Here is a 23,582-nt window from a genome sequence, read left to right on the forward strand (position 1 = left end):
GGCATCAGCTCAGGGGCTGAATGCTGAGTGCTGATTGCTGACTGCTGCTTTACTCGTACCGCAGCGCCTCGATCGGGTCCATGTTGGCCGCGCGGATGGCCGGCAGCATGCCGCTGATCAGCCCGACGAAGCCGAGAATCATGGTGGAGACCACGAGGTTACCGGGGTTGATGATCAACCGTATGTCGGCCGCCTCGGCGTTCTTGGCGATGGCGCTGTAGAGCGTCAGCGGTCCCACGCTCCACGAAACCAGGTAGGCGATCACGATGCCGGCTGCGCCGCCGGCCGCCGTGATGGTCAGCGCCTCGGCGAGGAACTGGAAGAGGATATGCCGCTTGCGCGCGCCCAGCGCTTTCTCCACGCCGATTTCGCGCGTGCGCTGCGTGACCGCCACCAGCATGATGTTCATCAGGCCCACGCCGCCGATGCCCAGCGTGAGCATGCCGATGAAGCCCAGCAGGACCTGCAAACCCGCGGTGATGATCTCGAACTGGTTCACCTGGTCCATCAGGTCGAACATCATGACGGCGCGCTTGTCGTCGGGCTTGAAGTTGTGCATGGTGGCCAGCGCGTTCTTCACGCCCTTGGCGACCGCCTTGTGGTCGCCCTCGTAGTTCATCCAGATGGACTCGATGTAGTGCGTGTCCTTCAGGTCGCCCATCACGGCGAACGGGACGTAAATCTGCCTGTTGATGTTGTCGTCGCCCTCCTGCATCTTGGGCGCGAGCACGCCAACCACGGTGAACGCGATGCCGTTCACGCGGATGCTTTCGCCGAGCGCGTACTGGCCGCTGAACAGCCTGGTCTTCGCCTCCGAGCCGAGCACGGCCACGCGGGCGCGCTGCTGCTCGTCCTGCTCGTTGAAGAAGCGGCCGTCGGCCACGTCCAGCTTGCGGATGCGGACGATGTTCGCGTAATCGCCCGAAATCGGCATCTGGTAGGAGCGCACGTCGTGCTGCACCTGCGCCTGCTTGCCGACTTCCGGAGAGATGTGCCGGATGAGCGGCACGGCCGCCTGCAGCTTCTCCACGTCGTCGAGCGTGAACTTGATTTCGGTGCCGGCCTTCAGCCCGCCGGCCTGCTGGGCCGTGCGTCCGGGCACCGCGATGATGACGTTGGTGCCGAAGTTGGCGAAGATGGCCTGGATCGCGCGTCCGAATCCGGCGCCGTAGGCCAGCAACAGCACCACCGTGGCGATACCCCACGCCATGCCGAGCATGGTGAGCGCCGTGCGCCGGCGATCGTGCCGCATGGCGGCATAGGCCTGTTGGAACAGATCGTGGACCACGGTTACTCCTTCCTCAGGGCTTCCACCGGCTGGAGCATGGCCGCGCGCCGCGCCGGATACAGGCCGGCCACCACGCCGGCCACTGTCAAAGTGCCGATGGCCAGCGCCGCCGATGCCGGCACCAGAGTTGGCGGATCGAACCCCGGAGGCGAAGGCAGCGTGTGCATCCAGCCCATGAATCCCGCGGCCACGCCCATCCCGATCCCGCCGCTCAGCAGCGTGAGGAACAGGCCCTCGAAGAAAAATTGCAGCAGCACGCTGCGGTTGGTGGCGCCGAGCGCCTTGAGCAGTCCGATTTCGCGGGTGCGCTCGGTCACCGACACCAGCATGATGTTGATGATCCCGATGGCGCCCAGCGTGAGCGTCACCACGCCCACGCCGCCCAGGAACATGTCCATGGCGGTGAAGATCTGGCCCACTGTCTCGGCGCTCTTCACCGTGTCCCAGTCTTCGAAGGCGTCGGGGTCGCTGGCGTCGAAGCCGTGGCGCTGCGCGATGATCTTGCGCACTTCCTGCCGGGCCGCGTCGTGCATCTCGCGGGTGATCGGCTGGTAGTTGATGAAGGAAACCGCGTCCTTCTCCTGCTCTTTCTTCAGCGGAAAAAGCTGGCGCATGGTGTCCAGCGGGATGAACACGCGCTGGTTGGTCATGTTGGTGTCGCCGCGGCCGACGGACTTGATGATGCCGATCACCTCAAAGCGCACACCATTCATGAGAATCGTGGAGCCCAGGGCCGGACGCCCGGGAAACAGGTTGTTGCGCATCTCCCACGCCAGCACGGCCACGTTGCGCCGCTCGGCGTTGTCGGCGTCGTTGAACCAGCGGCCTTCGCCGGTGGGCAGATAGCGGATCTGGTTGTAGCTGGGCGGCACGCCGAACACCTGCCCGTTGCTGTTGGCGAACTCGCTGACCGAGCGCACATCGGTGCGGCTCAGCACCGGCGCCACGGCGCGCAGCGTCTTGGCCTGGGCCTTGATGGCTTCGTAGTCGTCGAAGGTGAGGAAATACTGCCGCGCGGAATTCGGCTGTCCCGGAACCGCTGGCGTGCGTCCCGGGAAGATGAACATGATGTCTTTGCCGATGGTGTTCAGCTCCCGCTCGTTGCCGCTGCGAAAGCCCTCGCCCAGCCCGACCAGCAGCAGCAGCGAACCCACGCCCCACGCGATCCCGAACATGGTCAGGAACGAACGCAGCTTGTGCGCCCACAGCGTGCGCAGCACCTGGCGGACGATGTCCAGCATCATTCGCATCGACATGGTGAGATACGGCCAGAAAACGGGGAAAGTTCCCGCAAAAGCGGCCTTCCGTTGGACGGTCAAAGATGGCCAAAGTTGCGTGTCCGATTCCTGTCCGTGGGTCGCCCAGTCGGTCCGCCCGTCAGTCTGTCAGCACGTCGGCTGTCGATCTTGCTGACCGGCTGACAGACTGGCCGACCAAGAGACTAGACTAGATCGAATGCCCGTCTCCCCGGCCAATACGCTGTCCCAGGCCGCCTCGAGCTACTTGCGGTCGGCGGCCCACCAGCCCATCCACTGGCACGAGTGGGGCGAGGAGGCCTTTGCCACCGCGCAGCGCGAGAACAAGCCCATCCTGCTCGACATCGGCGCGGTATGGTGCCACTGGTGCCACGTGATGGACCGCGAGTCCTACGAGAACCCGGAAACGGCGCGCGTGATCAACGATAACTTCGTCGCCGTCAAGGTAGACCGCGACGAACGCCCTGACGTGGACAGCCGCTACCAGGCCGCCGTGCAGGCCATCAGCGGACAGGGCGGCTGGCCACTGACCGTCTTCCTGACGCCCGAGGGCAAGCCGTTCTTCGGCGGCACCTACTTCCCTCCCGCTGACCAGTGGGGACGCCCCGGCTTCCCGCGCGTGCTCCAGGCCATCGCCGCCGCTTATCGCGACAAGCACGGCGAGGTGCAGGAATCCGCCGGCGCGGTGATGGCGGCAATCTCGCAGGCGGAAACGTTCGCCGGCCGCGAAGGAAAAATTTCGCCGCGCATCGCCGAGCGCATGGTCGAATCGGCGCTCCAGAATTTCGACGCGCAATACGGCGGCTTCGGCCACGCGCCCAAGTTCCCCCATCCCAGCGCGCTCGACCTGGCCATGGACCGCTACGCGCGTACTGGCGACGAGCGCCTGCGCTCGCTCATCGTCACCACGCTCACCCGCATGGCGCGCGGCGGCGTCTACGACCAGCTCGCCGGCGGCTTCCATCGTTACTCGGTGGACGAGCGCTGGATCGTTCCCCACTTCGAAAAAATGGCGTACGACAACTCCGAGCTGCTGAAGAACTACGTCCACGGCTTCCAGGTCACGGGCGACCCGTTCTTCGCGCAGGTCGCCGGCGACATCATGCGCTGGATGGACGAAGTGCTCAGCGATCGCCAGCACGGCGGCTTCTACGCCAGCCAGGACGCCGACTCCTCGCTCGACGACGACGGCGACTATTTCACCTGGACGCTCGCTGAAGCGCGTGAAGCCCTGAACGGAGACGCCGGAACGGCGTCAGAAGAAAACGAGTTGAAGGTTGCCGCCCTGTACTACGACATCAACGAAGCCGGCGAGATGCACCACGATCCCGCCAAGAACGTGCTCTACGTCCGCGCCGGCCTCGATGAGATCAGCGCGCGCACCGGCTTTCCCCGCGAGCGCGTGGAAGAGCTCTTAGGGTCAGCCAAAAGAAAGATGCTGGCGGCGCGGTTGAAGCGCCCAACGCCTTACGTGGACAAGACCGTTTACGTCAGCTGGAACGCGCTCTGCATCTCGGCCTACCTGGAAGCCGGCCGCGCGCTCGAGCTCGACGGCGCGCTCCACTTCGCGCTGCGCTCGCTCGACCGCATCCTGAGCGAAGGCTGTTTCACGGACGAGAACAAGCGCCTCGGGCTGCGCCACGTCATCGCCTACTCCGATCCGAGCGCTGCCGCACGCGACACGCGCGGTCTGCTCGACGATTACGCCTTCACCGCCAACGCCTGTCTCGATGCCTACGAAGCCACCGCCGACCTGAGCTACTTCAGCTTCGCGCGCCGCATCGCCGACTCCATGATCGAGCGCTTCTACGACCCGGCCGGCGGCGGCTTCTTCGACACGCCTGCCGGCTTCGGCGGCAAGGGCGACAACCCGCTCGGGGCGCTCGTCGCCCGCCGCAAGCCCTTCCAGGACGCGCCCACGCCGGCCGGCAATCCGGCCGCCGCGCTCGCGCTCCTGCGCCTGCACGAGTACACAAATGATGCGGGTTACCGCGACAAAGCTGAACAAACACTTGAACTGTTCGCCGGCGTCGCCGAGCAGTTCGGCATCTTCGCCGCGACCTACGGAATCGCGGTCCTGCGCGCCACGCTTCCGCACGTGCAGGCGATTGTGGTGGGCCCGCACGACGATCCGGCGGCAAAGGCGCTCTGCCGCGCCGCGATCGCCCCGTTCGCGATCAACAAAACCGCGCTGCATCTCACAGCGAATGAGGCCGTCGCCCCTAATCTCCCGCCCGCGCTCGCCGAAACCATCGCCCGGCAACCCGCGCTGAACGATGAGAAGCCCTTCGCGCTGCTCTGCACCGGTACGAGCTGCCAGCCGCCGGTCTACGACGCGGACCCGCTAGCAAACGCCCTTGGCGCGGCGCTCCGTGGCTGACGGCCACCGGTCGCCAGATGATCAGATCGTCCGAGCGACAGATCTGTCACCGCCACCTGTCCACCACTTCGAACCACCCCAGCTTCAAACTCTCGTCCAGAAATGTTTTCGCCGTCTGCCGTGCCCGCCACCAGCGCGGCGTGAAACTCTCCGGATCGCAGGCGGCGGCGGCGGAGAAATGCATCCCGGGCAGCTCGTGGCGAAAGATGGCGCGTGCGCGCCTGGTGTGGTAGTCGGAAGTCACGATCAGCACCGAGCGCGCGCCCATCGCTTTCAGGCAGCGCTCGGCTTCGCGTGCCTCGGTTTGCGTGGAGAGCGCATCGAAGGGACAAATGGACATCCTCGCCGCGTCTTCCGGCGGGAGCGAAGCAATCCACTTCTGCGCGAGATCGATTTTCGACGTGCCGTAGAACGAGTCGGCCTCACGAACATCGAGCAGCACGCGCGGCGCCCAGCCCTGCCGCAGCAGCTCCAGGGCGCGACGCAGCCGCACGCCGGCCTCGCCTTCGAGCACCAGGATGGCGTCCGATTTCTCCGGCGCATCCACCACCAGGAAACGCCCGCCAAGCGCGCCCCAGAGGATCGCGCCCAGCAAGGCAAGAGCGGCCAGAGTGCGAAACCGCGCGCGTCTCACGCTTGCGCCTTCATTTCAGCCTGGAAACCGCCGCGCGACGGAAAGCGGGCAGCGGAACGCGGAGAGCGGGGTTGCTCACGCCCTCGCCGCATTCGCGCAGATGGACTGCATCGCCTCCAGCGCCTGCGCGCAGCCTTCGCGGTCCACGTCCATGTGCGTCACGAAGCGGACCAATTCAGGATTCACCGCGTTCGCGAGCACGCCGCGCTCCTTCAGCTTCGCGCAAAGCTCGTGCGCGGTCATGCCCGTGCCGCTCACGTCGAAGACGAGGATGTTGGTCACCACCTTGGCAGCGTCCACGCGCACGCCGCGAATCTGTGCGAGGCCGCGGGCCAGGTAACGGGCGTTGTCGTGGTCCTGCTGCAGGCGCGCCGGCATCTTCTCCAGCGCGATCAGCCCCGCGGCAGCGAGAACCCCCGCCTGCCGCATCCCGCCGCCCAGCGCCTTGCGATAGGCGCGCGCCTTGTCGATGAACTCACGGCTTCCCACCAGCATCGATCCCACCGGCGCGCCCAGTCCTTTGGAGAGGCAGAACATCACCGAATCGAACTTGCGCGTGATCTCGGCCACGCCGCGCCCCAGCGCCGTGGCGGCGTTGAAAATGCGCGCGCCGTCCAGATGCACCGGCAAGCCGGCGGCGTGCGCGCCATCGCAGATCTCGTCGGCAACTTCCACCGGATACACCGAACCGCCGGCCATGTTGTTGGTGTTCTCGAGCGAAACGAGCCCCGTTTGCGCGCGGTAATAGATCGCGGGCGCGATCCGCCGCTTCACCTCCGGCCAGGTGAGAATGCCGTCCTGCGCCGGCACCAGCCGCGGCACGCACCCGGAGAACGCCGCCAGCGTGGCCATCTCGTACTGGTAAATGTGCGCGCGCTCCTCGCAGATCACTTCCTGGCCGTGGCGGGTGTGGATCTTGATGGCGATCTGGTTGCCCATCGTGCCGCTGGGGACGAAGATCGCCGCCGCGCGCCCGAAAATTTCCGCCGCGCGCTGCTCCAGCTTGTTGACCGTGGGATCCTCGCCGTAAACATCGTCGCCGACCTCGGCCTCGGCCATCGCCTGCCGCATCTCCGGCGTGGGGCGCGTGACCGTGTCGCTCCGCAAATCAACCGCCGCAGCGCGCTTCGGTTCAAGCTCGGCCAGCGCCTGCGGCGCAGAATTCGATCTCATGAGCGCTTCTTTCTCCGGACTGGATTTGGAGCAGGAAAGTTTACAACACCGCTGCTCGCTGCTGGCTTCTGGCCCGGACCTCGATCCCGGCCAGCAGCCGGTGACCAGCAGCCAGCAGCGCCGTCACTGCACTTTCTTCGTCAGCGGCCTTGGCTCGTCAGGTCCTTCCGGCCCGTCTCTCTTCGTGCGCTCCAGGTACTCCAGCAGCTCCGGCAGATCGTCCGCTGTACCGATGGCCACGAAAGCGTCGAACACCTCGTTCGAGAGCAACCGCCCGCGCGGCGTCAGCTTGAGGGTGGCGCCGTGCCGGACCACCAGTCCCTGCTGGATTACCTGCGCGATGCTCGGCTCCAGGTCGTTCACTGCCTCCACGCCGAACTCGGCTTCCACTTCGTCCAGCCGCACGCCGCGGGTCAGCCGCAGGCCGAGGAAGAAGCGCTCTTCCAGCGCCGAACTGCGGGAGATGATGTCCGTCGCCGGCTCGTCGTCTGCCGGACGCGCCAGGAATTCCTCCAGCTCCGCCGGCATGGCGAAGCGCAACGCGTTCACGCCGGCGGTGAGCAGCCACGTGCTGGGCTCGATCATGGAGTGGGCGTCCACGCCGAAGCCCAGATACGGCTGGCGCGTCCAGTACTTCAGGTTGTGGCGCGACTCAAAGCCTTCGCGCGCGAAGTTTGAAATCTCATACTGCGCGATCCCGGCGCGGGCCAGCCGCTCGCAGGCCATCTCGTAGAAGCCGGCCACCTGGTCATCGTCGGGGACGAAGTGCGCGTGGTAGCGCGTGCCGCCCGCGATCAGCTCGCGTCCCAGCCGCGACTCATCGTCCACCTCGAGCATGTACACGCTGACGTGCGGCGCCTCGGCCGCAATGGCATTGTCGAGCGATGCCTGCCAGCTCTCTTCCGTCTGGTGCGGCAGCCCGGCGATGAGGTCAACGTTGATGTTGGTGATCCCCGCGCCGCGCAGCCGCGCAATCTCCTCCAGCACGATCGCGCGCGTGTGCAGCCGGCCGACCGCCGCCGCTTCCTGGTCCACAAACGACTGCACGCCGAGGCTCACGCGGTTCACGCCCAGCCGGACAAGCTGCTCGATCATCGCCGCGCTCAGAGTGCCCGGCGCGCACTCCACCGTGATCTCGCTGCCCAGCGGCAGGCTGAAGCGCCCGCGCGCCGCCGCGAAGATCGCCTCCAGCTGCGAGGGCTGGAGCACCGTAGGCGTGCCTCCCCCGAAATAAATCGAGTCGGCGTCGAGTTGTATCTTGCCGTCCACCGCTTCGGCCAGCTCGGGCGCGCGGCGGATGTCGGCGCACACGCGGTCGGCATAGTGCTGGTAGGTTTTCGGAGAAAAGACGCCGGACGCGAAGTTGCAGTAGCTGCACTTCGAGCGGCAGAACGGCACCGAGATGTAGAGGCCGAGTGACAATTCCGGGGTCCGTGTTGTAACGGATGGAACGCTTCCGTCATCATACTAACGCCAGGATGCGTCGCGTGGTCATTACCGGAATGGGAGTAGTAAGCCCCAACGGCACGGGCAACGAAGCTTTCTGCCGCGCCGTGCTCGCCGGCCACAGCGGCGTGCGCCGCATCACCCGCTTCGATCCTTCGGACCTGCCGGTGCACATCGCCGGCGAGGTCGCCGATTTCGATGAACTCGCCTGGATCGAACCGGGCGAGCGCAAGCACGTCTCGCGCGCCGTTCCGCTGGCGCTGGCGGCGTCGCATGAAGCCGTGCGTGACGCAGGCCTTGATGTGGACAAGATGTCGCTCGACGACAAGCGCGACATCGGCGTGATGCTCGGCACCGGCGGCGGCGCGCAGGACTTCAGCGAAGAGCAATACCGCCTCTGGCTTACCGGACACATTAAGCGCGTCTCGCTGTTCAGCATTCCCAGTGGGACCATGGGCACGCTATCGAGCGAAGTCAGCATGCGCTTCGGCTTTCGCGGGCCGAGCCACGTGGTCACCACCGGCTGCACTTCGTCCACCGACGCGCTCGGCTACGCGCTCCGCCACATCCAGGCCGGCGTCGGACCGATGATGCTGGTGGGCGGCGTGGACTCGCCGCTGGCGCCCGGCATCGTAAAGGGCTTCACCCTGATGAAGATCCTCACCACGCGCTGGAACCACGAGCCGGAGCGCGCGTCGCGTCCATTCTCCGCCGATCGCGACGGCTTCGTGCTCGCCGAAGGCGCATGGATGTTCGTGCTGGAAGACCGCGAGCATGCGAAAGCGCGCGGCGCGCGCATGTACGCCGAGGTCGCCGGCTACGGATCGACCTGCGAGGCCTTCCACCGCGTGCGCCTGGCCGAGTGCGGCGAGGAGCCGGCACGCGCCATCCATCTCGCCATGAAGGAAGCGGGCATCGCGCGGGCGGACGTGAATTACGTCAACCTGCACGGGACATCTACGGAACTCAATGACCGCATCGAGACGCGCGCGCTCAAGCTCGCGCTCGGCGACGCGCGTGCCCGCCAGGTCCCGATGTCGGCGCTGAAGTCGCAGATCGGACACCCGCAGGGCGCCTGCGGCGCCGCCGGCGTCGCTGCCACGCTGGTCGCCATGCGGCACGGCGAGATCCCGCCCACCATCAACCTCGACCAGCCCGACCCGGAATGCGACCTGGATTACGTCCCGCAAACAAAGCGGCGCGCCCAAATCGAGCACGCCGTGTGCAACTGCATCGCTTTCGGATCGAAGAATTCCGCGCTGGTGCTGCGCGCGGTCTAGTTCTTCGCCGTCATCCGCTTCAGCCCATCGCAGACGTAATCAATGTCGCTCTCGCTCAGCTCGGCGAACATCGGCAGGCTCAGCATCTCGGCAGCCGACTTCTCCGTCACCGGGAACTTCTCTTTCGCGAACGGCATCGCGGCATACGCTTTCTGCTGGTGCAGCGGGATGGGATAGTGCAGCCCGGTATCGATGCCCATCTCGGCCAGGCCGGTCCTCACCGCGTCGCGGTTCTTCACGTGGACCACGAACAGATGAAACGCGTGCGTGCGGTCGGGCAGGGCAACGGGAAGCTGGATCTGCGGTGAATTCTTCAGCCGCTCGGCGTACATCGCCGCGTTGCGCCGCCGCGCCGCGTTCCACGAATCCAGATGCTTCAGCTTGACGCTGAGCACCGCCGCCTGCAGCGCGTCCAGGCGCCCGTTGTAGCCCTCGATGTCGTGGACATATTTCTGGCTCTGACCGTGGTCCTTCAGCAGGCGCATCTTGCGTTCGATCTCGGGATCGTTCGTGTTCGCCGATCCGGCGTCGCCGAACGCGCCCAGGTTCTTGCCGGGATAAAAGCTGAAGCCGGACGCCAGCCCGATCGAGCCCGCGCGCTTGCCCTTGTACTCCGATCCGTGCGCCTGGCAGGCGTCTTCGAACAGCAGCAGGTTGCGCCGCTTGGCAATCTCGGCCAGTTCATCCATGTCGGCCGGCTGCCCGTAGAGATGCACCGGCAGCAGGGCGCGCGTCTTCGGCGTGATCTTGCGCTCGACCTGCGCCGGATCGATCAGGAACGTGTCCGGACGCACATCCACCAGCACCGGCGTGGCGCCGCACTGCGAAATCGCTTCGGTGGTGGCGATGAACGTGTTGGCCGCCGTGATTACCTCGTCGCCCGGCCCGATGCCCGCGGCCATCAGCGCGAAGCGCAGCGCGTCGGTGCCGCTGTTCATCCCGACGCAGAACCTGGTGTGGCAGTACTTGGCGAACTCCGCCTCGAACTTGCTCACGAACGGCCCGTTGATGAACGAAGTGTTGTCGAGCACCTGCCGGATGGCGTCGTCAATTTCCGGACGCAGCGGGGCCAGCTGCTTCTTCAGATCAAGAAATGAAATCTTGCGGGTCGCTGCAATCGCAGTGCTCATCTGCCGTGCTCCTGATGCTTTTTTTGTGAAACGTGCAACTGGCTCTTTGCGCTTCGCTGCTGCTTTTGCGCTTTCGTGAAACGGGAAACGGGAAACCGCTTCTTACTTCTCGCGCAACCCCTGCTTCGTCTTGACAAAAGAGCTGCCGCACTTGCCGCAGCGGCCCCTGGTCCCCTTCAGCTTCAGGCGCTCGCCGCACTTGCACATCCAGCCCCTGGGACGCGCGGGCACGCCCATCACCAGCGCAAAATCGGGAACGTCGGACGCCACCACTGCGCCCGCCGCCACGAACGCGTAGCGTCCCAGCGTAATGCCGCACACGATGGTGGCGTTGGCTCCGATGCTGGCGCCATCTTTGATCCTGGTCGGCACCCACTGCTCGCGCGGCTTCTTCACTTCGGCGCGCGGGTTCAGGTCGTTAGTGAACACCGCGTTCGGGCCGATAAAAACGTTGTTCCCGACCTCCACGCAATCCCACACGGAAACGCTGTTCTTCACCGTGACGTTGTCACCCAGCACGGCGCCCGATTCCACAAAGCTGTGGTCGCAAAGGTTGCAGCCCTTGCCGACCTTCGCGCCCTTCATCACGTGCGCGAACGCCCACACCCGCGTGCCCTCGCCCACCTGCTCCGACTCGCACAACGCATGCGGGTGCACGAAAACACCCTGGGGAGTTGCCATGGATTCGCCGCCTTCTCGGTCTGCTTTCCGGCCCGCGCCCGCCCGGACCAATTGCCGGCTTTCCAGCCTTGAACCGGGCCTTTTCAGGGACTCCGGCGTGGAACTGCTCATCCTGACATCTCTGTTTTTCGATTGCAAGGAACCGGCAGCACCAAAGTAACGTTTCCGATTACCGGCTGCCCACATGCGACAACCGGCCCTTCGGCCGGCGCGCTCAGCAAAATTTCGGCGAGGGCACGGACGGTGCGGACGCGGGCCGGCCCCGCCCGCGGATTCCTCATGACCGCGAGCCGCGCCAGGAATGTGCGAAGGCGTCCCACGCAAGTTTCCTTTGGCTTGAATGGAGATTTTCCCGCACCCCCATGTCATAGTTACAGCACTCTGTCCTCCACGCCCCGACCGACGCTCGCGGAGAAAGCCGCGCCCTCGCGCTTGCGCATCACTCTCGCTGTCACTCTGCTGCTCACCGCTGCCCTCAGCGTCCCGGGCCTCAAACGCGGATGGCGCCCGCACGATGACGGCCTGCTTGCCCAGTCCGCCGAGCGCGTCCTTCAGGGCGAGCTTCCCCACCGCGACTTCGACGACGCCTACACCGGCGGCCTCAGCTTCCTCAATGCCCTCGCCTTCCGCGCCTTCGGCGAGACGCTCGCCGCGCCGCGCTACCTGCTGCTCATCTTTTTCCTGTTCAGCTCGGCAGCGACCTTCTACATCGCCTCGCAATTCGGTTCGCCGGCCGCCGCCGCCGGCATCACGCTGCTCGCCGCCGCCTGGAGTGTGCCCGCGTACCCGGCCGCGATGCCCTCCTGGTACAACTTGTTTTTTGCCCTGTTCGGTGTCGCCGCGCTGCTGCGCTTTTTCGAGACCGATCACCCCCGCTGGACCTTCCTCGCCGGCCTGTGCGCCGGATGCTCCATCGCCATCAAGATCAGCGGGCTCTACTTCGTGGCCGCCGCCCTGCTCTTCTTCATCGCCCGCGAACAAGGCCGCCGAGACAGTGCGGGACGTGCCGCGCGCTCGCGCGCCTACAGCCTCTTCGTCGCCTCGGGACTCGTGCTCTTCCTTGCGCTGCTCCTGCGGCTCTGGATCGCAAGCGGACGTGCCGCATATCTGCTCCTCGTTTTCGCGCCGGCGGCGACGGTGGCGATTGCCCTGGCGCGCGCCGAGGTTCGCGGCGGCGCCGGCCATTCGGCCGATCGCTTCGCCGCGCTTTTGCGTGACCTCGCTCCGTTTTTCGCCGGCGTCGCCTTGCCGCTGCTCGTGCTGCTCGTGCCGTACCTGGTCACCGGATCAACGGCTGCGCTCGTGCATGGCGTTTTCGTTTCACCCCTGCGGCGAACGCAGGCAGCGCTGTGGTCGCCGCTGCCGCCTCGCGTCATCCTCTATTCATTGCCGCCGATCCTGCTGCTCATCGCCGCGGCGCGCTGGCGAAATAGACTGCGCGCACCGCTGCTCGCCGCCGTTGGCATCGCACTCGCTCTCGTCCTTGCCTCACCGCTTGCCGTTCCCGCCATGTGGCCTCGTATCTGGATGTCGTTCGGCGCCTCGCTGCCCATCGCCGTGCCGCTCGCGCTCCTTCCTCTCGGCAGAGCATCCGTCTCTGACCGCAACCGGCACGCCGCCTTCCTGCTTGTTGCTGCCGCCGCGCTTTGCAGCCTCATCCAGTTTCCCTACGCCGCGCCGGTGTACTTCCACTACGCGGCGCCGCTGGTCTTGCTTGCCGCCTTTGCGGTGGCCAGCTTCTGCGCGCCGCGTCCTGCCCTCGCCTGGGCGCTCGGCGCGTTCTACTTCCTGTTTGCCGTGGCCTACGACAGCCAGATGTTCATCGACCTGAAGCATCCGCTGCGCTACCCCGACCGGCTCTCCGCACCGCTTCCCGGGCCGCGCGCCGGGGGGACCCGCGTCCGGGCCGAAGAAGCCCGCCAGTACGAACAGCTTCTGCCGCTCATCCAGGCCCACGCCGGCGCGGGCGACTGCATCTACGCCGGCCCCGACGCACCCGAGGTCTACTTCCTCGCAGGCAAGCGCAACCCAACTCGCCTCACCTTCGATTTCCTCAGCGACGAGCCGCCCGCTACCGTGGTCTCGGCCATCGAGCATCACGACGTTCGAGTCGCCGTCATCCGCAACGACCCGGAGTTCTCCCGCCTTACGCCCGAACTGCGCGACTTCCTCGTGCACGCCTTCCCCAACAGCACCTCCACCGGCCGCTTCGAGGTCCGCTGGCGCGAGTAGAGCCGGTCAGTCTTTCAGTCGTTCAGTCCGTCAGCCAAGAACGGCTGCCGAGCGGAGAACTGACTGACTGACTCCCAGGTAATTACCTACACACTGCCCCCACGCACCCGTGTCATAGTAGGGATGGGCCTTCACTCATGGTCCAAGCGCAGGCCGATCTCGAACTCCCGTTGCGCTGCGCGGCCGTGCCGCCGCTGCCGCAAACGCGCCATTCGCGCGGCTTCTGGCTGATTTTCGCGCTCACCATCATCCTCGGCGGTTCGTACACGCTCTTTGGACTCAAGCGCGGATGGGTTCCGCACGACGAAGGCCTCCTGGGCCAGACCGCCGAGCGCGTCCTCTCAGGCGAGCTCCCTCACCGCGACTTCGATGACGTTTACACCGGCGGCCTGAGTTTCCTGAACGCGATCGCCTTCCGCGTTTTCGGCACGACCCTCGCCGCGCCCCGGTACGTTCTGCTCCTCTTCTGCCTGTCCGGACTTGCCGCGACGTTCTACATTGCGTCGCGCTTCGCCACCGCACTCGCCGCCGCCGGGATCACGCTGCTCACCGCCGCCTGGGGCGTGCCCAACTACAACGCGGCCATGCCCTCCTGGTACAACCTGTTCTTCGCGCTCTTCGGGGTCGCCGCGCTTCTCCGGCATCTCGAGACCGGGCGCGCGCGCTGGCTGTTCGTCGCCGGCCTCTGCGGCGGCCTGTCGGTCACCATCAAGATCAGCGGGCTCTACTTTGTCGCCGCCGCCGTGCTGTACCTGCTGACCCGCGAGCAGTCCATCGATCGCGAGCGCTGGCAAGGCCCCGGCGGAAAGCTGACCGTGTACAGCCTGTTCGTCGCGGCGGGTTTGGCAACGTTCGTCGCCGGCCTGTTCCGCATGATCGGCCCGCAGGCGCTCAATCCGACGTACATGGGCCACTACATTGTTCCTTCGGCAACGATTGCGCTTGCCGTGGGCTTGGCCGAAATCCGCACCCGGAGCGCCTTTCCAGCCCTTCGCTTCAAGACCTTCTTCCGGATGCTCGCCCCGTTCCTCGCCGGCGTCGCGCTGCCGCTGCTCGCCTTTCTTGCGCCGTACGCGCTCACCGGGTCAGTCGGCGCGCTGGTGGAGGGAATTTTCGTCGCGCCCTTCCGCCGCACGCAGTTCGCTTACTTCCCGCCTCCAGGAATCTGGACATCGGTTTTCGTTCTGCCCGCACTCGCGCTCCTCATCGCGGCGTGCGTGTGGCACAAACGGATCGGGGCGCCGACGATCGCGCTTGTCGGCGTCATTTTCGCGCTCCTGCTGGTGCTGCCGCTGGGCGACGCCGTGATGTGCTGGAAAATCTGGCTTTCGGTCGGCGCGGCACTGCCGCTCGCCATTCCGCTGTCGCTCGCGCTGCTCGGCCGCGCCGCCGCCGGGCACGCCAAACGTGACGCGGCTTTCCTGCTGCTCGCCACCACCGCCGTTTGCAGCCTGATTATTTTTCCCTTTGCCGCGCCCACCTACTTCCATTACATCAGCCCGCTGACGTTCCTCAGCGTCTTCGCCATCGGCAGCTTCTACCGCCCGCGGCGCGAACTGGCGTGGGCCCTCGGCGCTTTCTATCTCGTCTTCATGGTCACGTACGAAAGCTCGCTCTACATGCAGTTGCGGCGCCCGCAGCGCTACCCTGACCAGGTTTCGTTCCGCCTCGACGAACCGCGCGCCGGCGGCCTGCGCGTCCGCTACGAAGAAGCGGCGCAGTACCGCGAGCTGCTGCCGCTGGTGCGCGCGCACGCCGGCCCCAGCGCCTACATCTACGCCGGCCCCGACGCGCCCGAGGTCTACTTCCTCAGCGGGCTGAAGAACCCCACACGCACGCTCTTCGACTTCCTCAGCCGCGAGACGCCCGCATCCACCGCCGCGAAAATCGAATCGCACGACGTGCGCGTCGCCGTCATCCGCAACGACCCGCAGTTCTCGCGCTTCACGCCCGAGTTCCGCGAGTATCTCGACACCCGCTTCCCGCACTCGGCCCCCTGCGGCCGGTTCGAGGTGAGGTGGCGCGAATGAGGCTCGCGAACCTGATGGAGAACCGGCTGGTCTACCGCCTGTGGCAGGCGCCCTTCGCCGAAGACAAGTTCGCGCCCATCCGCCGCCACAACGACCTGCGCCGGGTGCGCCGCGTGCTCGACGTCGGCTGCGGCCCCGGCACCAACACGCAGCACTTCGCCCACTGCGACTACACCGGCATTGATCTCAACGAGGGATACATCAACGACGCGCGCCGCCGCTACGGGCGCAACTTCATCGCCGCCGACGCCACGCAATTCACGCCCGAAGGCGATCCCTACGACTTCATCCTGATCAACAGCTTCCTTCACCACCTGCCGACGCCGGCGGTGGAAGGCATCCTGCGGAATCTCTCCACGCTGCTCACGCCCGGCGGACACATCCACATCCTGGAGCTGATCATGCCGGCCGGGCCGTCGGTCGCGCGCCTGCTCGCGCGCATGGACCGCGGCCACTATGCGCGCCCCGAGGCTGAGTGGCGCGCGCTGTTCGAGCGCGATTTCGCCACCGTGCTGTTCGAGCCGTATCCGCTGCGCGGTCTAGGCGCTACCCTGTGGAACATGGTTTACTTCAAGGGCCAGGCCAAATCATGAACCCGCAATCATGACCACGCCGTCCATCTCGATCGCCATCCCGCTGCACAACGAGGAAGAGGTGGTTCCCGAGCTGCTGCGGCGCGTGGGCGCGGTGCTCGACCAGATCGGCGGCTCGCGCCACCAGATCGTGCTGGTAGACGATGGCAGCACCGACGCCACGCTCGACCTGCTGCGCCGCGCCGCCGCGCAAGACGCGCGCATCACCGTGGTCGCGCTCTCGCGCAACTTCGGACACCAGGCGGCCATCACCGCCGCCCTCGACCACGCCTTCGGCGACGCCGTCGTCGTCATGGACGCCGACCTGCAGGACGTGCCCGAAGCCATCCCGCAGTTCGTCGCCAAGTTTCAAGAGGGATTCGACGTGGTCTACGCGCAGCGCATCCGCCGCAAGGAAGCCTGGCCGGTGCGGCTCTGCTACTTCATCTTCTATCGGCTGCTGGCGCAGCTCTCCGAAGTCCGGCTGCCGCTCGACGCCGGCGACTTCGGCCTGATGTCGAAGCGGGTGGTCGAAGAGTTGCGCGCCATGCGCGAGCACCATCGCTACCTGCGCGGATTGCGCGCCTGGGTCGGCTTCCGCCAGATTGGCGTGCCCATCGAGCGCGACCGCCGCGGCGCCGGACGCAGCAAGTACAGCTGGCGCCGCCTCATGAAGCTCGCCTCCGACGGCATCCTGGCCTTCTCCATCGTTCCGCTGCGCGCCGCCGCCATGCTCGGCCTGCTCGCCATGGTGGCGTCGTTCGCCTTCGCGCTCTACAGCGTGCTCGCCAAGTACCTGTTGAACCGCTCGCCGCTCGGGTTCACCGCTCTCACGCTGCTCATCACGTTTCTCTCCGGCGTCAACCTGCTTTTCCTCGGCGTGATCGGTGAGTACGTCGGAAGGATTTACGAGGAAACGAAAGCGCGCCCGCTTTATATCGTGCAACAGGTCATCGGCGCGCCGCGCACTGCTGATGCCCGTGCCGCCGCGGCGCTCCCTGAGCGCTCGCGCCACTAGCCGTGGACCCGCGCTACGGCGAACGCTACCGCGATCTCTACCAGCGGCACTGGTGGTGGCGCGCCCGCGAAAAAGCCGTGCTGGGCGTGCTCGCGGAAAATCTGGCGCCCAACGGCCGGCAACGCATCCTCGACGTCGGCTGCGGCGATGGGCTGCTCTTCGACGAGCTGCTCAAGTTCGGCGACGTCGAGGGCCTCGAGCCCGAAGCCGCGCTTCTCGATCCGACCGGGCCTCATCGCGCCCGCATCCACGTCGGCGGACTCGATTCCGCCTTCCGCCCAGCACAACCGTATTCCGCGCTGCTCATGCTCGACGTGCTGGAGCACCTGCCCGAGCCCGCCGCAGCGCTGCGCCACGCCGCCACGTTACTCGCGCCCGGCGGCGTTCTGCTGATCACCGTTCCGGCCTTCCGCCTGCTCTGGACGCAGCACGACGTGCTCAATCACCACGTCACCCGCTATCGCCGCTCAACCCTGCTGCCGCTGGTGACCGATGCCGGCTTCGACGTAAAGCTGGCGCGCTACTACTACCACTGGATGTTCCCCGCCAAGCTCGTCACGCGCGCCGTGGAAGCGATCACGCGCGCCGGACCCGCCGTCCCGCGCGTTCCGCCAGCGCCCATCAATCAGCTGCTCTATGCCGTCAGCCGCATGGAGCAGCCCCTCAGCCGCGCCCTGCCGATTCCATTCGGCAATTCGCTGCTGGTGCTCGCGACAAAGAAATAGGGCTTCTCGCGATGTAACGGCGGGCGCCCTCGCCCGCCGGCATCTCACCACGGACTCGGGCGCCCCATCCTTTCCGGCGCGCTTTTTGCGCCGCTAACGTGGGGTCCTACCGTCCCGCTATACTCGCCACGTGCCCGCGGAAAACGAAATCAAGGTCCGCCTCGCCGACCTCGCCGCTTTCGAGCAGCGGCTCGCCTCCGCCGGTTTCCAGCTCAAGACCCCGCGCACGCACGAGGTGAACACGCTCTACGATTTTCCCGGACACCCGCTGCGCGGTCGCGGCGAACTGCTGCGCCTGCGCCGCTACGGCGACCAGTGGACGCTCACCCACAAGGGCCCGGGCAATCCCGGCGCCCGCCACAAATCGCGCGTGGAAACGGAAACCCGCGTGGCCGATGGCCAAGCCACCGAGCGAATCCTGCTGGCGCTGGGACTTGAGCCCGTGTTCCGCTACGAGAAGTTCCGCAGCGAGTGGGCCGATTCGACCGGCCACGTCGTCCTCGACCACACGCCCATCGGCGACTTCGCCGAGATCGAGGGCCCGCCCGACTGGCTCGACCGCACCGCGTCGCGGCTGGGCATCAGCCAGGACGGCTACCTCACCTCGTCCTACGCCGAGCTTTTCGCAGACTGGAAACGCCGCTCCGGCAGCGGCGCGACCGAAATGACATTCGCGGCCACTGGCGCCAAAGAAAATCGATGAACGTTGCGGCGCGCCTCGCGGTGCGGCGCCTGGGCACGGCCTCAATGAGTCATCCTGAGCGAAGCACTCGAAGGACCCCGCACCGGTTCGCGCACCGACGCAGCCCAAGGCTTCTCAGCCGCCGCCGTGCGCACGCGAACTTGAAACTGAAAACTTGAAACTGGAAACTGCGGTTACGCTCCGCAGCACTTCTTATATTTCTTCCCCGACCCGCAAGGACAAGGATCGTTCCGCCCCACCTTGTCGCCTGCGCGGCGCACCTGCTGGACGGGCTGCATGTCGCCGGCGCCGGCCATGCGCGCCTGCTCCAGTTCGCGGCGCTTCTTGCGCTGGAATTCTTCGAGCACGTCGTCCATCGAGGTTGCCGGCATGCGGCCGTGGCCGTCGGCGCCCGGGGCCGCCTGCGCCCGCGCTGCGCCTTGCGGCCCGCCCGCCGATGCCGGCGCCGGCGCCGGACGGCCGCTCTCCACCACCTGCATCAGGTAGAGATAGCGCACCGTGTCTTCCTGGAAGCGCTGCAGCATCGCCTCGAACATCTCGAACGACTCACGCTTGTACTCCACCAGCGGATCGTGCTGCCCGTAGCCGCGCAGCCCGATGCCCTCCTTCAGGTGGTCCATGGAGAGCAGGTGGTCCTTCCACTGCGCGTCGAGCACGCTCAGCATGATCATGCGCTCGTGATAGCGCATGGCGTCGGCGCCGATCAGCTTTTCCTTGGCGTCGTAACGCTCCTTCAGCTTGGCAAAGGCCGCGTCGCCCAGCTCCTGCCGGTTGAGGCGCTGCGAGAGCACGCCCTCGGCGCCCAGGTCCACGCCGAACCGCGTGAACACCTGGTTCTTCAGGCCGTCCAGGTCCCACTGCTCGGCGTGAACGTTGGCCGGCGCGTACTCATCCATCAGCTCGCCCAGGATGCCGGCGACGTAGTCCTCGACGATCAATTCCTTCTGGTCCACTCCCTCGAGCAACTGGCGGCGCAGGCCGTAAACCGCCTCGCGCTGCTTGTTCATCACGTCGTCATACTCGAGCAGGTGTTTGCGGGCCTCGAAGTTCTGCGCCTCGACCGCCTTCTGCGCCGCCTCGATGCGCCGCGTAATCATGCGCGACTCGATGGGCACGCCCTCTTCCATCCCCAGCCGCTGGAGCAGGTTTGACACCCACTCCCTGGCGAAGATGCGCATCAGGTCGTCTTCCAGCGAGAGATAGAAGCGCGACGATCCGGGATCGCCCTGGCGGCCCGCGCGTCCGCGGAGCTGGTTGTCGATGCGCCGGGCCTCGTGCCGCTCGGTGCCCAGGATGTGCAGCCCGCCCACGCTGACTACTTCGTCGTGCTCGCGCCGCGTCTCGCGTTCGTAGCGCGCATAAATTTCCTGCCACTGCGCCGCCGGCGCTTCATACTCGGTGCCCTGGTAATAAAGAAGAGTGGTCTCCTCGCCCGACTTCCTGCCCGCCAGCTTGCCCGCCGCCGTCTGCACCGGACGCAGCACGCCCTTCTTGAAGCACTCCTGCTTGGCCATGAACTCGGCGTTCCCGCCGAGCAAAATATCCGTGCCGCGGCCGGCCATGTTGGTGGCGATGGTCACCATGCCCTTGCGCCCTGCCTGGGCCACGATCTCGGCTTCGCGCTCGTGATACTTGGCGTTCAGCACCACGTGCTTGATGCCCTTGCGCTTCAGCAGTTCTGACAGCCTCTCGGACTTTTCGATGGACGTGGTGCCCACCAGCACCGGCTGGCCGGTCTCGTTCAGACGCTGGATCTCGTCGGCCACCGCGCCGAATTTTTCTTTTTCGGTGCGATAGACGATGTCGGGATTCTCTTTCCGCAGCAGCGGCTTGTTCGTGGGGATAACGATAACTTCCAGCTTGTAGATCTTCTCGAACTCAGGCGCTTCCGTCTCCGCCGTACCGGTCATGCCGGCCAGCTTCCTGTACATGCGGAAGTAATTCTGGAAGGTAATCGTGGCCAGCGTCTGGTTCTCGCGCTCGATCTTCACGCCTTCCTTGGCTTCAATCGCCTGGTGCAACCCGTCGGACCAGCGACGCCCCGGCATCAGGCGCCCGGTGAACTCATCCACAATGATGACTTCGCCGTCCTTCACCACGTACTCCACATCACGCCGGTAAAGCGCGTGCGCCTTCACCGCGGTTTCCACGTGGTGCTTCAGGTCCCAGTTTTCCGGATCGGCGATGTTCCCGATGCCGAGGAGCTGCTCAACTTTTTCCCAGCCCTCGTCGGTGACGGTGATGGTGCGGTGCTTCTCATCGACCACGAAGTCGCCGGTCAGGATTTTCGGCTCGCCGGGCGCGGTGTCCCGCTCCTCGCCCTTTTCCAGCTTGGGGATGATGCGGTCGACGCGGTAGTACTTGTCGGTGGATTCCTCGCTCGCGCCGCTGATGATGAGCGGCGTCCTGGCCTCGTCGATGAGGATCGAGTCCACTTCGTCCACGATGGCGAAGTTGTGCCCGCGCTGCACACAGTCATTCAGGTCGAACTTCATGTTGTCGCGCAGGTAGTCGAAACCGAACTCGTTATTGGTTCCGTAGGTGACGTCGGCGGCGTAGGCTTCGCGGCGCTCGGCGTCGTCCAGTTCGTGCACGATCACGCCCACCGTCAGCCCAAGGAAGCGATACAGCCGGCCCATCCACTCGGCATCGCGCTTGGCCAGGTAATCGTTGACGGTGACCACGTGCACGCCGCGCCCGCTCAGCGCATTCAGATACACCGGCAGGGTGGCGACCAGCGTTTTGCCTTCGCCGGTCTTCATTTCAGCAATCTTGCCCGAGTGCAGCACCATGCCGCCGATCAACTGCACGTCGAAGTGCCGCATATTGAGGACGCGCTTGCCCGCCTCGCGGACCACGGCGAACGCCTCCGGCAGCAGCTCTTCGAGCGCCTCCTTCAGCGCCGCCTCGCGCTCGTCTTCCACCGGCTTGGCGGCATCGGCGTCGGTCTCAGGATCGGCCGCCAGCCGCGCCAGTTGCTCGTCGAAGGGCTTGGTTTTCCCGGCAATGCGCGCGCGGAACTCGTCGGTTTTGGCGCGCAGGTCGGCATCGGAGAGCGCGGCCATCCGCGGCTCGAGCGCATTGATGCGCTCCACCAGCGGCATCAGCCGCTTTACCTCGCGCTCGTTCTTGGTGCCAAAAACTTTGGCTAGAAGGTTCAACTCAGGGGGTCCTCACTGCGGGGAGAGCGGAGCACACCTCCGCCTCGATTTAGCGTAACACACTGAATTGGATGCGGTAGGAACCCCCAAGGCGCGCTGAAAGGACGCTATTTGAATTCGCGCTTTGCAACGTGCTCGGCCGCCTTGCCAGCCAACGACGCTGCAAATGCCTTGAATGTCAGGTCTGTTGCAGGCTCGGAAAATCTGCCTCGCATACCCTGCGAGCGTGGGCTCAGAATCAGGCATGCTGAGTCGTACAAGCGATCGAGCATCATCTTGCGGCAGAAGAGCTCGTAACGTTTCGCGTACGAGACCGCAAGATGATTGCCGGGCGCGTATCGTTCATCCCGGAATTCAGGGCGTACCGGAAAGTGAGGCTCGCAAACCTTCTTGACACCACGGGACTCTGGACAGTCCTCCAACAGCATGAGATATCCAAGCCATGGACGCGGTGAGCTAGCGAACGTCTTCTCCGCATACGCCTTCCACACGTCCGTCGCATTCCCAAGTGCTTCTTCAACACGATTGTTGAAATTGTTTCCGAACGATGGACCCATCTGCGACTTCAACTCGATCAGCGCCACGAGTTTGCCATCAGCCACGATGATGGTGTCCCAGTTCTTTGTCGGGCGGTAAAAGCCTGGAATCTCTCCGATCGACTTGCCTCGAAAAATCTCGGTTCGGTGAAGGCCGGCCTGTTCGATGACGTCGCAAAGCACGTGAGTAAACCCGTCCATCTGCTTGCCGCCGGTGACGGAGGCCCGCTCCTTATAATCCTGGTTCCCTCCCTTGCCCTGGTTCGCCGCCTGAAACGACCTGGTTTTCCCGTAGTGGGCGACGGCCTTCGATAGTCCTCTTTCCAGGTTCATCGGTGGGTCGTAACGGACGAGATTTTGAAGAGTCCTTCCTGGCGGGGCACCACCCGAACGCATGCGCGGGAAAAATACTCGGGATCAACTTCAATACCGATGCTGTTTCTGCCCCAATTGGACGCCGCCAGGTTGGTGGTCGCTGTGCCCATAAAGGGATCCAGCACGGTATCTCCAACGAAGCTGAACATCCTTATCAACCGTTCCGCAAGTTCTAACGGGAACGGGGCAGGATGGTCCTTCGTGGACGCGCCCGGCAGGTCGGACCAAATCTGCTGAAACCACACCTGGTGTCGTTCCGCGGGGATCAGGCTCAGGAGTCGCGTCTCGATTGAAGGACTGCGATAGCCGCCGGGTTTGCGCTCCATGATGATGTACTCGATGTCGTTCTTGATCACGGCATTTGGCTCGTACGGCTTGCCCAGAAACCCTGCTCCGCCATTCTCGACCTCGAATGCCGCATTGGCGATTTTGTGCCAAATGATCGGGGCCAAGTTATCAAAGCCGATCCGTCGGCACCGCTCTTGAATTGACGCGTGCAGCGGAACGACGGTATGACGGCCCCCATTTCGACGGCGGGACAAGCAAACGTCGCCGACGACGCATATCAATCTACCGCCTGGAACCAGGGCGTCATAAAGACGGGCCCACACTTTATCCAGTTCGTCGAGAAAGCTTTCGTAGTCTGTGATGTAGCCGAGTTGTTCCGTTCCGAGGTTATATTCCTTGAGCGTCCAGTAGGGAGGCGAAGTCAGGACGAGCTCCACACTTTTGGGCTGCAGGTCGGGAGTCACTCTTGAGTCACCCAAGTAGAGCCGATGGACCGACGGGACCAATCTCACTGCCTGTTCGACACGAGTACACGCCACGGGATCCCGAGCAATGCGAGGAATATCCGTCTGCGGATCAGGCAGGTTTCTGAATTCCGGCGGAACCAAGTCCGACAGAGAACGCTCGGAATGGATGCTGTGAACGGCCATTTCAGTGCAACTGTACCATCGTCT

At 65.4% G+C, this 23,582-nt stretch carries 18 protein-coding genes; 8 read left to right on the forward strand and 10 right to left on the reverse strand.

From position 1 onward, the window contains the following. Nucleotides 1-49 precede the first annotated feature (49 nt). Both VFA60_10275 and VFA60_10280 read right to left on the reverse strand, forming a co-directional pair. Nucleotides 50-1,288, reverse strand: coding sequence for an ABC transporter permease (locus VFA60_10275; protein HZQ92166.1), 1,239 nt, complete (start codon nucleotides 1,286-1,288; stop codon nucleotides 50-52). A gap of 2 nt (nucleotides 1,289-1,290) precedes the next feature. Then, on the reverse strand, nucleotides 1,291-2,532 hold the full coding sequence (locus VFA60_10280) for an ABC transporter permease (GenBank protein HZQ92167.1): 1,242 nt from the start codon (nucleotides 2,530-2,532) through the stop codon (nucleotides 1,291-1,293). 211 nt (nucleotides 2,533-2,743) lie between these two features. Between VFA60_10280 and VFA60_10285 the strand changes: the two genes are divergently transcribed. Beyond that, a complete protein-coding gene (locus VFA60_10285; protein HZQ92168.1) occupies nucleotides 2,744-4,924 on the forward strand; it encodes a thioredoxin domain-containing protein in 2,181 nt (726 codons plus the stop codon). Nucleotides 4,925-4,970: 46 nt separating this feature from the next. On the opposite strand, the gene VFA60_10290 is transcribed toward VFA60_10285, so the two are convergent. From VFA60_10290 to hemW, 3 genes are all read right to left on the reverse strand, one after another. After that, nucleotides 4,971-5,558, reverse strand: coding sequence for a YdcF family protein (locus tag VFA60_10290; protein ID HZQ92169.1), 588 nt, complete (start codon nucleotides 5,556-5,558; stop codon nucleotides 4,971-4,973). A gap of 75 nt (nucleotides 5,559-5,633) precedes the next feature. Next, nucleotides 5,634-6,731 (reverse strand): low-specificity L-threonine aldolase, encoded by a 1,098-nt coding sequence (gene ltaE, locus VFA60_10295; protein ID HZQ92170.1) that lies wholly within the window; start codon nucleotides 6,729-6,731, stop codon nucleotides 5,634-5,636. 123 nt (nucleotides 6,732-6,854) lie between these two features. After that, nucleotides 6,855-8,153, reverse strand: coding sequence for a radical SAM family heme chaperone HemW (gene hemW / locus VFA60_10300; protein HZQ92171.1), 1,299 nt, complete (start codon nucleotides 8,151-8,153; stop codon nucleotides 6,855-6,857). Nucleotides 8,154-8,209: 56 nt separating this feature from the next. Between hemW and VFA60_10305 the strand changes: the two genes are divergently transcribed. Beyond that, nucleotides 8,210-9,457: a beta-ketoacyl-[acyl-carrier-protein] synthase family protein gene (locus tag VFA60_10305; GenBank protein HZQ92172.1), complete on the forward strand. Its 1,248-nt coding sequence runs from the start codon at nucleotides 8,210-8,212 to the stop codon at nucleotides 9,455-9,457. Here VFA60_10305 and VFA60_10310 read toward each other — a convergent pair. Next, nucleotides 9,454-10,587, reverse strand: coding sequence for a DegT/DnrJ/EryC1/StrS family aminotransferase (locus VFA60_10310; GenBank protein ID HZQ92173.1), 1,134 nt, complete (start codon nucleotides 10,585-10,587; stop codon nucleotides 9,454-9,456). The genes VFA60_10305 and VFA60_10310 overlap by 4 nt on opposite strands. 102 nt (nucleotides 10,588-10,689) lie before the next feature. After that, nucleotides 10,690-11,268 (reverse strand): acyltransferase, encoded by a 579-nt coding sequence (locus VFA60_10315; protein ID HZQ92174.1) that lies wholly within the window; start codon nucleotides 11,266-11,268, stop codon nucleotides 10,690-10,692. Nucleotides 11,269-11,700: 432 nt separating this feature from the next. On the opposite strand from VFA60_10315, the gene VFA60_10320 reads away from it, so the two are divergent. The 6 genes from VFA60_10320 (at nucleotide 11,701) to VFA60_10345 (ending at nucleotide 18,548) form a co-directional block, all read left to right on the forward strand. Further along, nucleotides 11,701-13,500 (forward strand): hypothetical protein, encoded by a 1,800-nt coding sequence (locus tag VFA60_10320; GenBank protein ID HZQ92175.1) that lies wholly within the window; start codon nucleotides 11,701-11,703, stop codon nucleotides 13,498-13,500. Between the two features lie 137 nt (nucleotides 13,501-13,637). Further along, on the forward strand, nucleotides 13,638-15,530 hold the full coding sequence (locus VFA60_10325) for a glycosyltransferase family 39 protein (protein ID HZQ92176.1): 1,893 nt from the start codon (nucleotides 13,638-13,640) through the stop codon (nucleotides 15,528-15,530). After that, nucleotides 15,527-16,123 (forward strand): class I SAM-dependent methyltransferase, encoded by a 597-nt coding sequence (locus VFA60_10330; protein HZQ92177.1) that lies wholly within the window; start codon nucleotides 15,527-15,529, stop codon nucleotides 16,121-16,123. Before VFA60_10325 ends, VFA60_10330 begins: the two co-directional genes overlap by 4 nt. A 10-nt stretch (nucleotides 16,124-16,133) precedes the next feature. Further along, complete coding sequence (locus tag VFA60_10335; protein ID HZQ92178.1) at nucleotides 16,134-17,120, forward strand: glycosyltransferase family 2 protein; 987 nt, start codon at nucleotides 16,134-16,136, stop codon at nucleotides 17,118-17,120. A 2-nt stretch (nucleotides 17,121-17,122) separates the two neighbouring features. Further along, nucleotides 17,123-17,845: a class I SAM-dependent methyltransferase gene (locus VFA60_10340; protein HZQ92179.1), complete on the forward strand. Its 723-nt coding sequence runs from the start codon at nucleotides 17,123-17,125 to the stop codon at nucleotides 17,843-17,845. Nucleotides 17,846-17,975: 130 nt separating this feature from the next. Further along, nucleotides 17,976-18,548: a class IV adenylate cyclase gene (locus VFA60_10345; GenBank protein ID HZQ92180.1), complete on the forward strand. Its 573-nt coding sequence runs from the start codon at nucleotides 17,976-17,978 to the stop codon at nucleotides 18,546-18,548. A 173-nt stretch (nucleotides 18,549-18,721) separates the two neighbouring features. On the opposite strand, the gene secA is transcribed toward VFA60_10345, so the two are convergent. The 3 genes from secA to VFA60_10360 all read right to left on the reverse strand — a co-directional run bounded on the left by secA (nucleotide 18,722) and on the right by VFA60_10360 (nucleotide 23,345). Next, a complete protein-coding gene (gene secA / locus VFA60_10350; protein HZQ92181.1) occupies nucleotides 18,722-21,709 on the reverse strand; it encodes a preprotein translocase subunit SecA in 2,988 nt (995 codons plus the stop codon). Nucleotides 21,710-21,816: 107 nt separating this feature from the next. Further along, nucleotides 21,817-22,578 (reverse strand): PaeR7I family type II restriction endonuclease, encoded by a 762-nt coding sequence (locus VFA60_10355; GenBank protein HZQ92182.1) that lies wholly within the window; start codon nucleotides 22,576-22,578, stop codon nucleotides 21,817-21,819. Next, a complete protein-coding gene (locus VFA60_10360) occupies nucleotides 22,575-23,345 on the reverse strand; it encodes a site-specific DNA-methyltransferase (protein ID HZQ92183.1) in 771 nt (256 codons plus the stop codon). The genes VFA60_10355 and VFA60_10360 overlap by 4 nt, the downstream gene beginning before the upstream one ends. Nucleotides 23,346-23,582 lie beyond the last annotated feature (237 nt).

Source organism: Terriglobales bacterium (assembly GCA_035651995.1).
Taxonomy (GTDB): domain Bacteria; phylum Acidobacteriota; class Terriglobia; order Terriglobales; family Acidobacteriaceae; genus DASRER01.

Bases quoted from the DNA above. Each gene is read 5' to 3' on its own strand.
- VFA60_10280 (HZQ92167.1), bottom strand. From the start codon at position 2,532: ATGATGCTGGACATCGTCCGCCAGGTGCTGCGCACGCTGTGGGCGCAC.
- VFA60_10285 (HZQ92168.1), top strand. From the start codon at position 2,744: ATGCCCGTCTCCCCGGCCAATACGCTGTCCCAGGCCGCCTCGAGCTAC.
- ltaE (HZQ92170.1), bottom strand. From the start codon at position 6,731: ATGAGATCGAATTCTGCGCCGCAGGCGCTGGCCGAGCTTGAACCGAAG.
- VFA60_10305 (HZQ92172.1), top strand. From the start codon at position 8,210: ATGCGTCGCGTGGTCATTACCGGAATGGGAGTAGTAAGCCCCAACGGC.
- VFA60_10310 (HZQ92173.1), bottom strand. From the start codon at position 10,587: ATGAGCACTGCGATTGCAGCGACCCGCAAGATTTCATTTCTTGATCTG.
- VFA60_10315 (HZQ92174.1), bottom strand. From the start codon at position 11,268: ATGGCAACTCCCCAGGGTGTTTTCGTGCACCCGCATGCGTTGTGCGAG.
- VFA60_10325 (HZQ92176.1), top strand. From the start codon at position 13,638: ATGGTCCAAGCGCAGGCCGATCTCGAACTCCCGTTGCGCTGCGCGGCC.
- VFA60_10330 (HZQ92177.1), top strand. From the start codon at position 15,527: ATGAGGCTCGCGAACCTGATGGAGAACCGGCTGGTCTACCGCCTGTGG.
- VFA60_10335 (HZQ92178.1), top strand. From the start codon at position 16,134: ATGACCACGCCGTCCATCTCGATCGCCATCCCGCTGCACAACGAGGAA.
- VFA60_10355 (HZQ92182.1), bottom strand. From the start codon at position 22,578: ATGAACCTGGAAAGAGGACTATCGAAGGCCGTCGCCCACTACGGGAAA.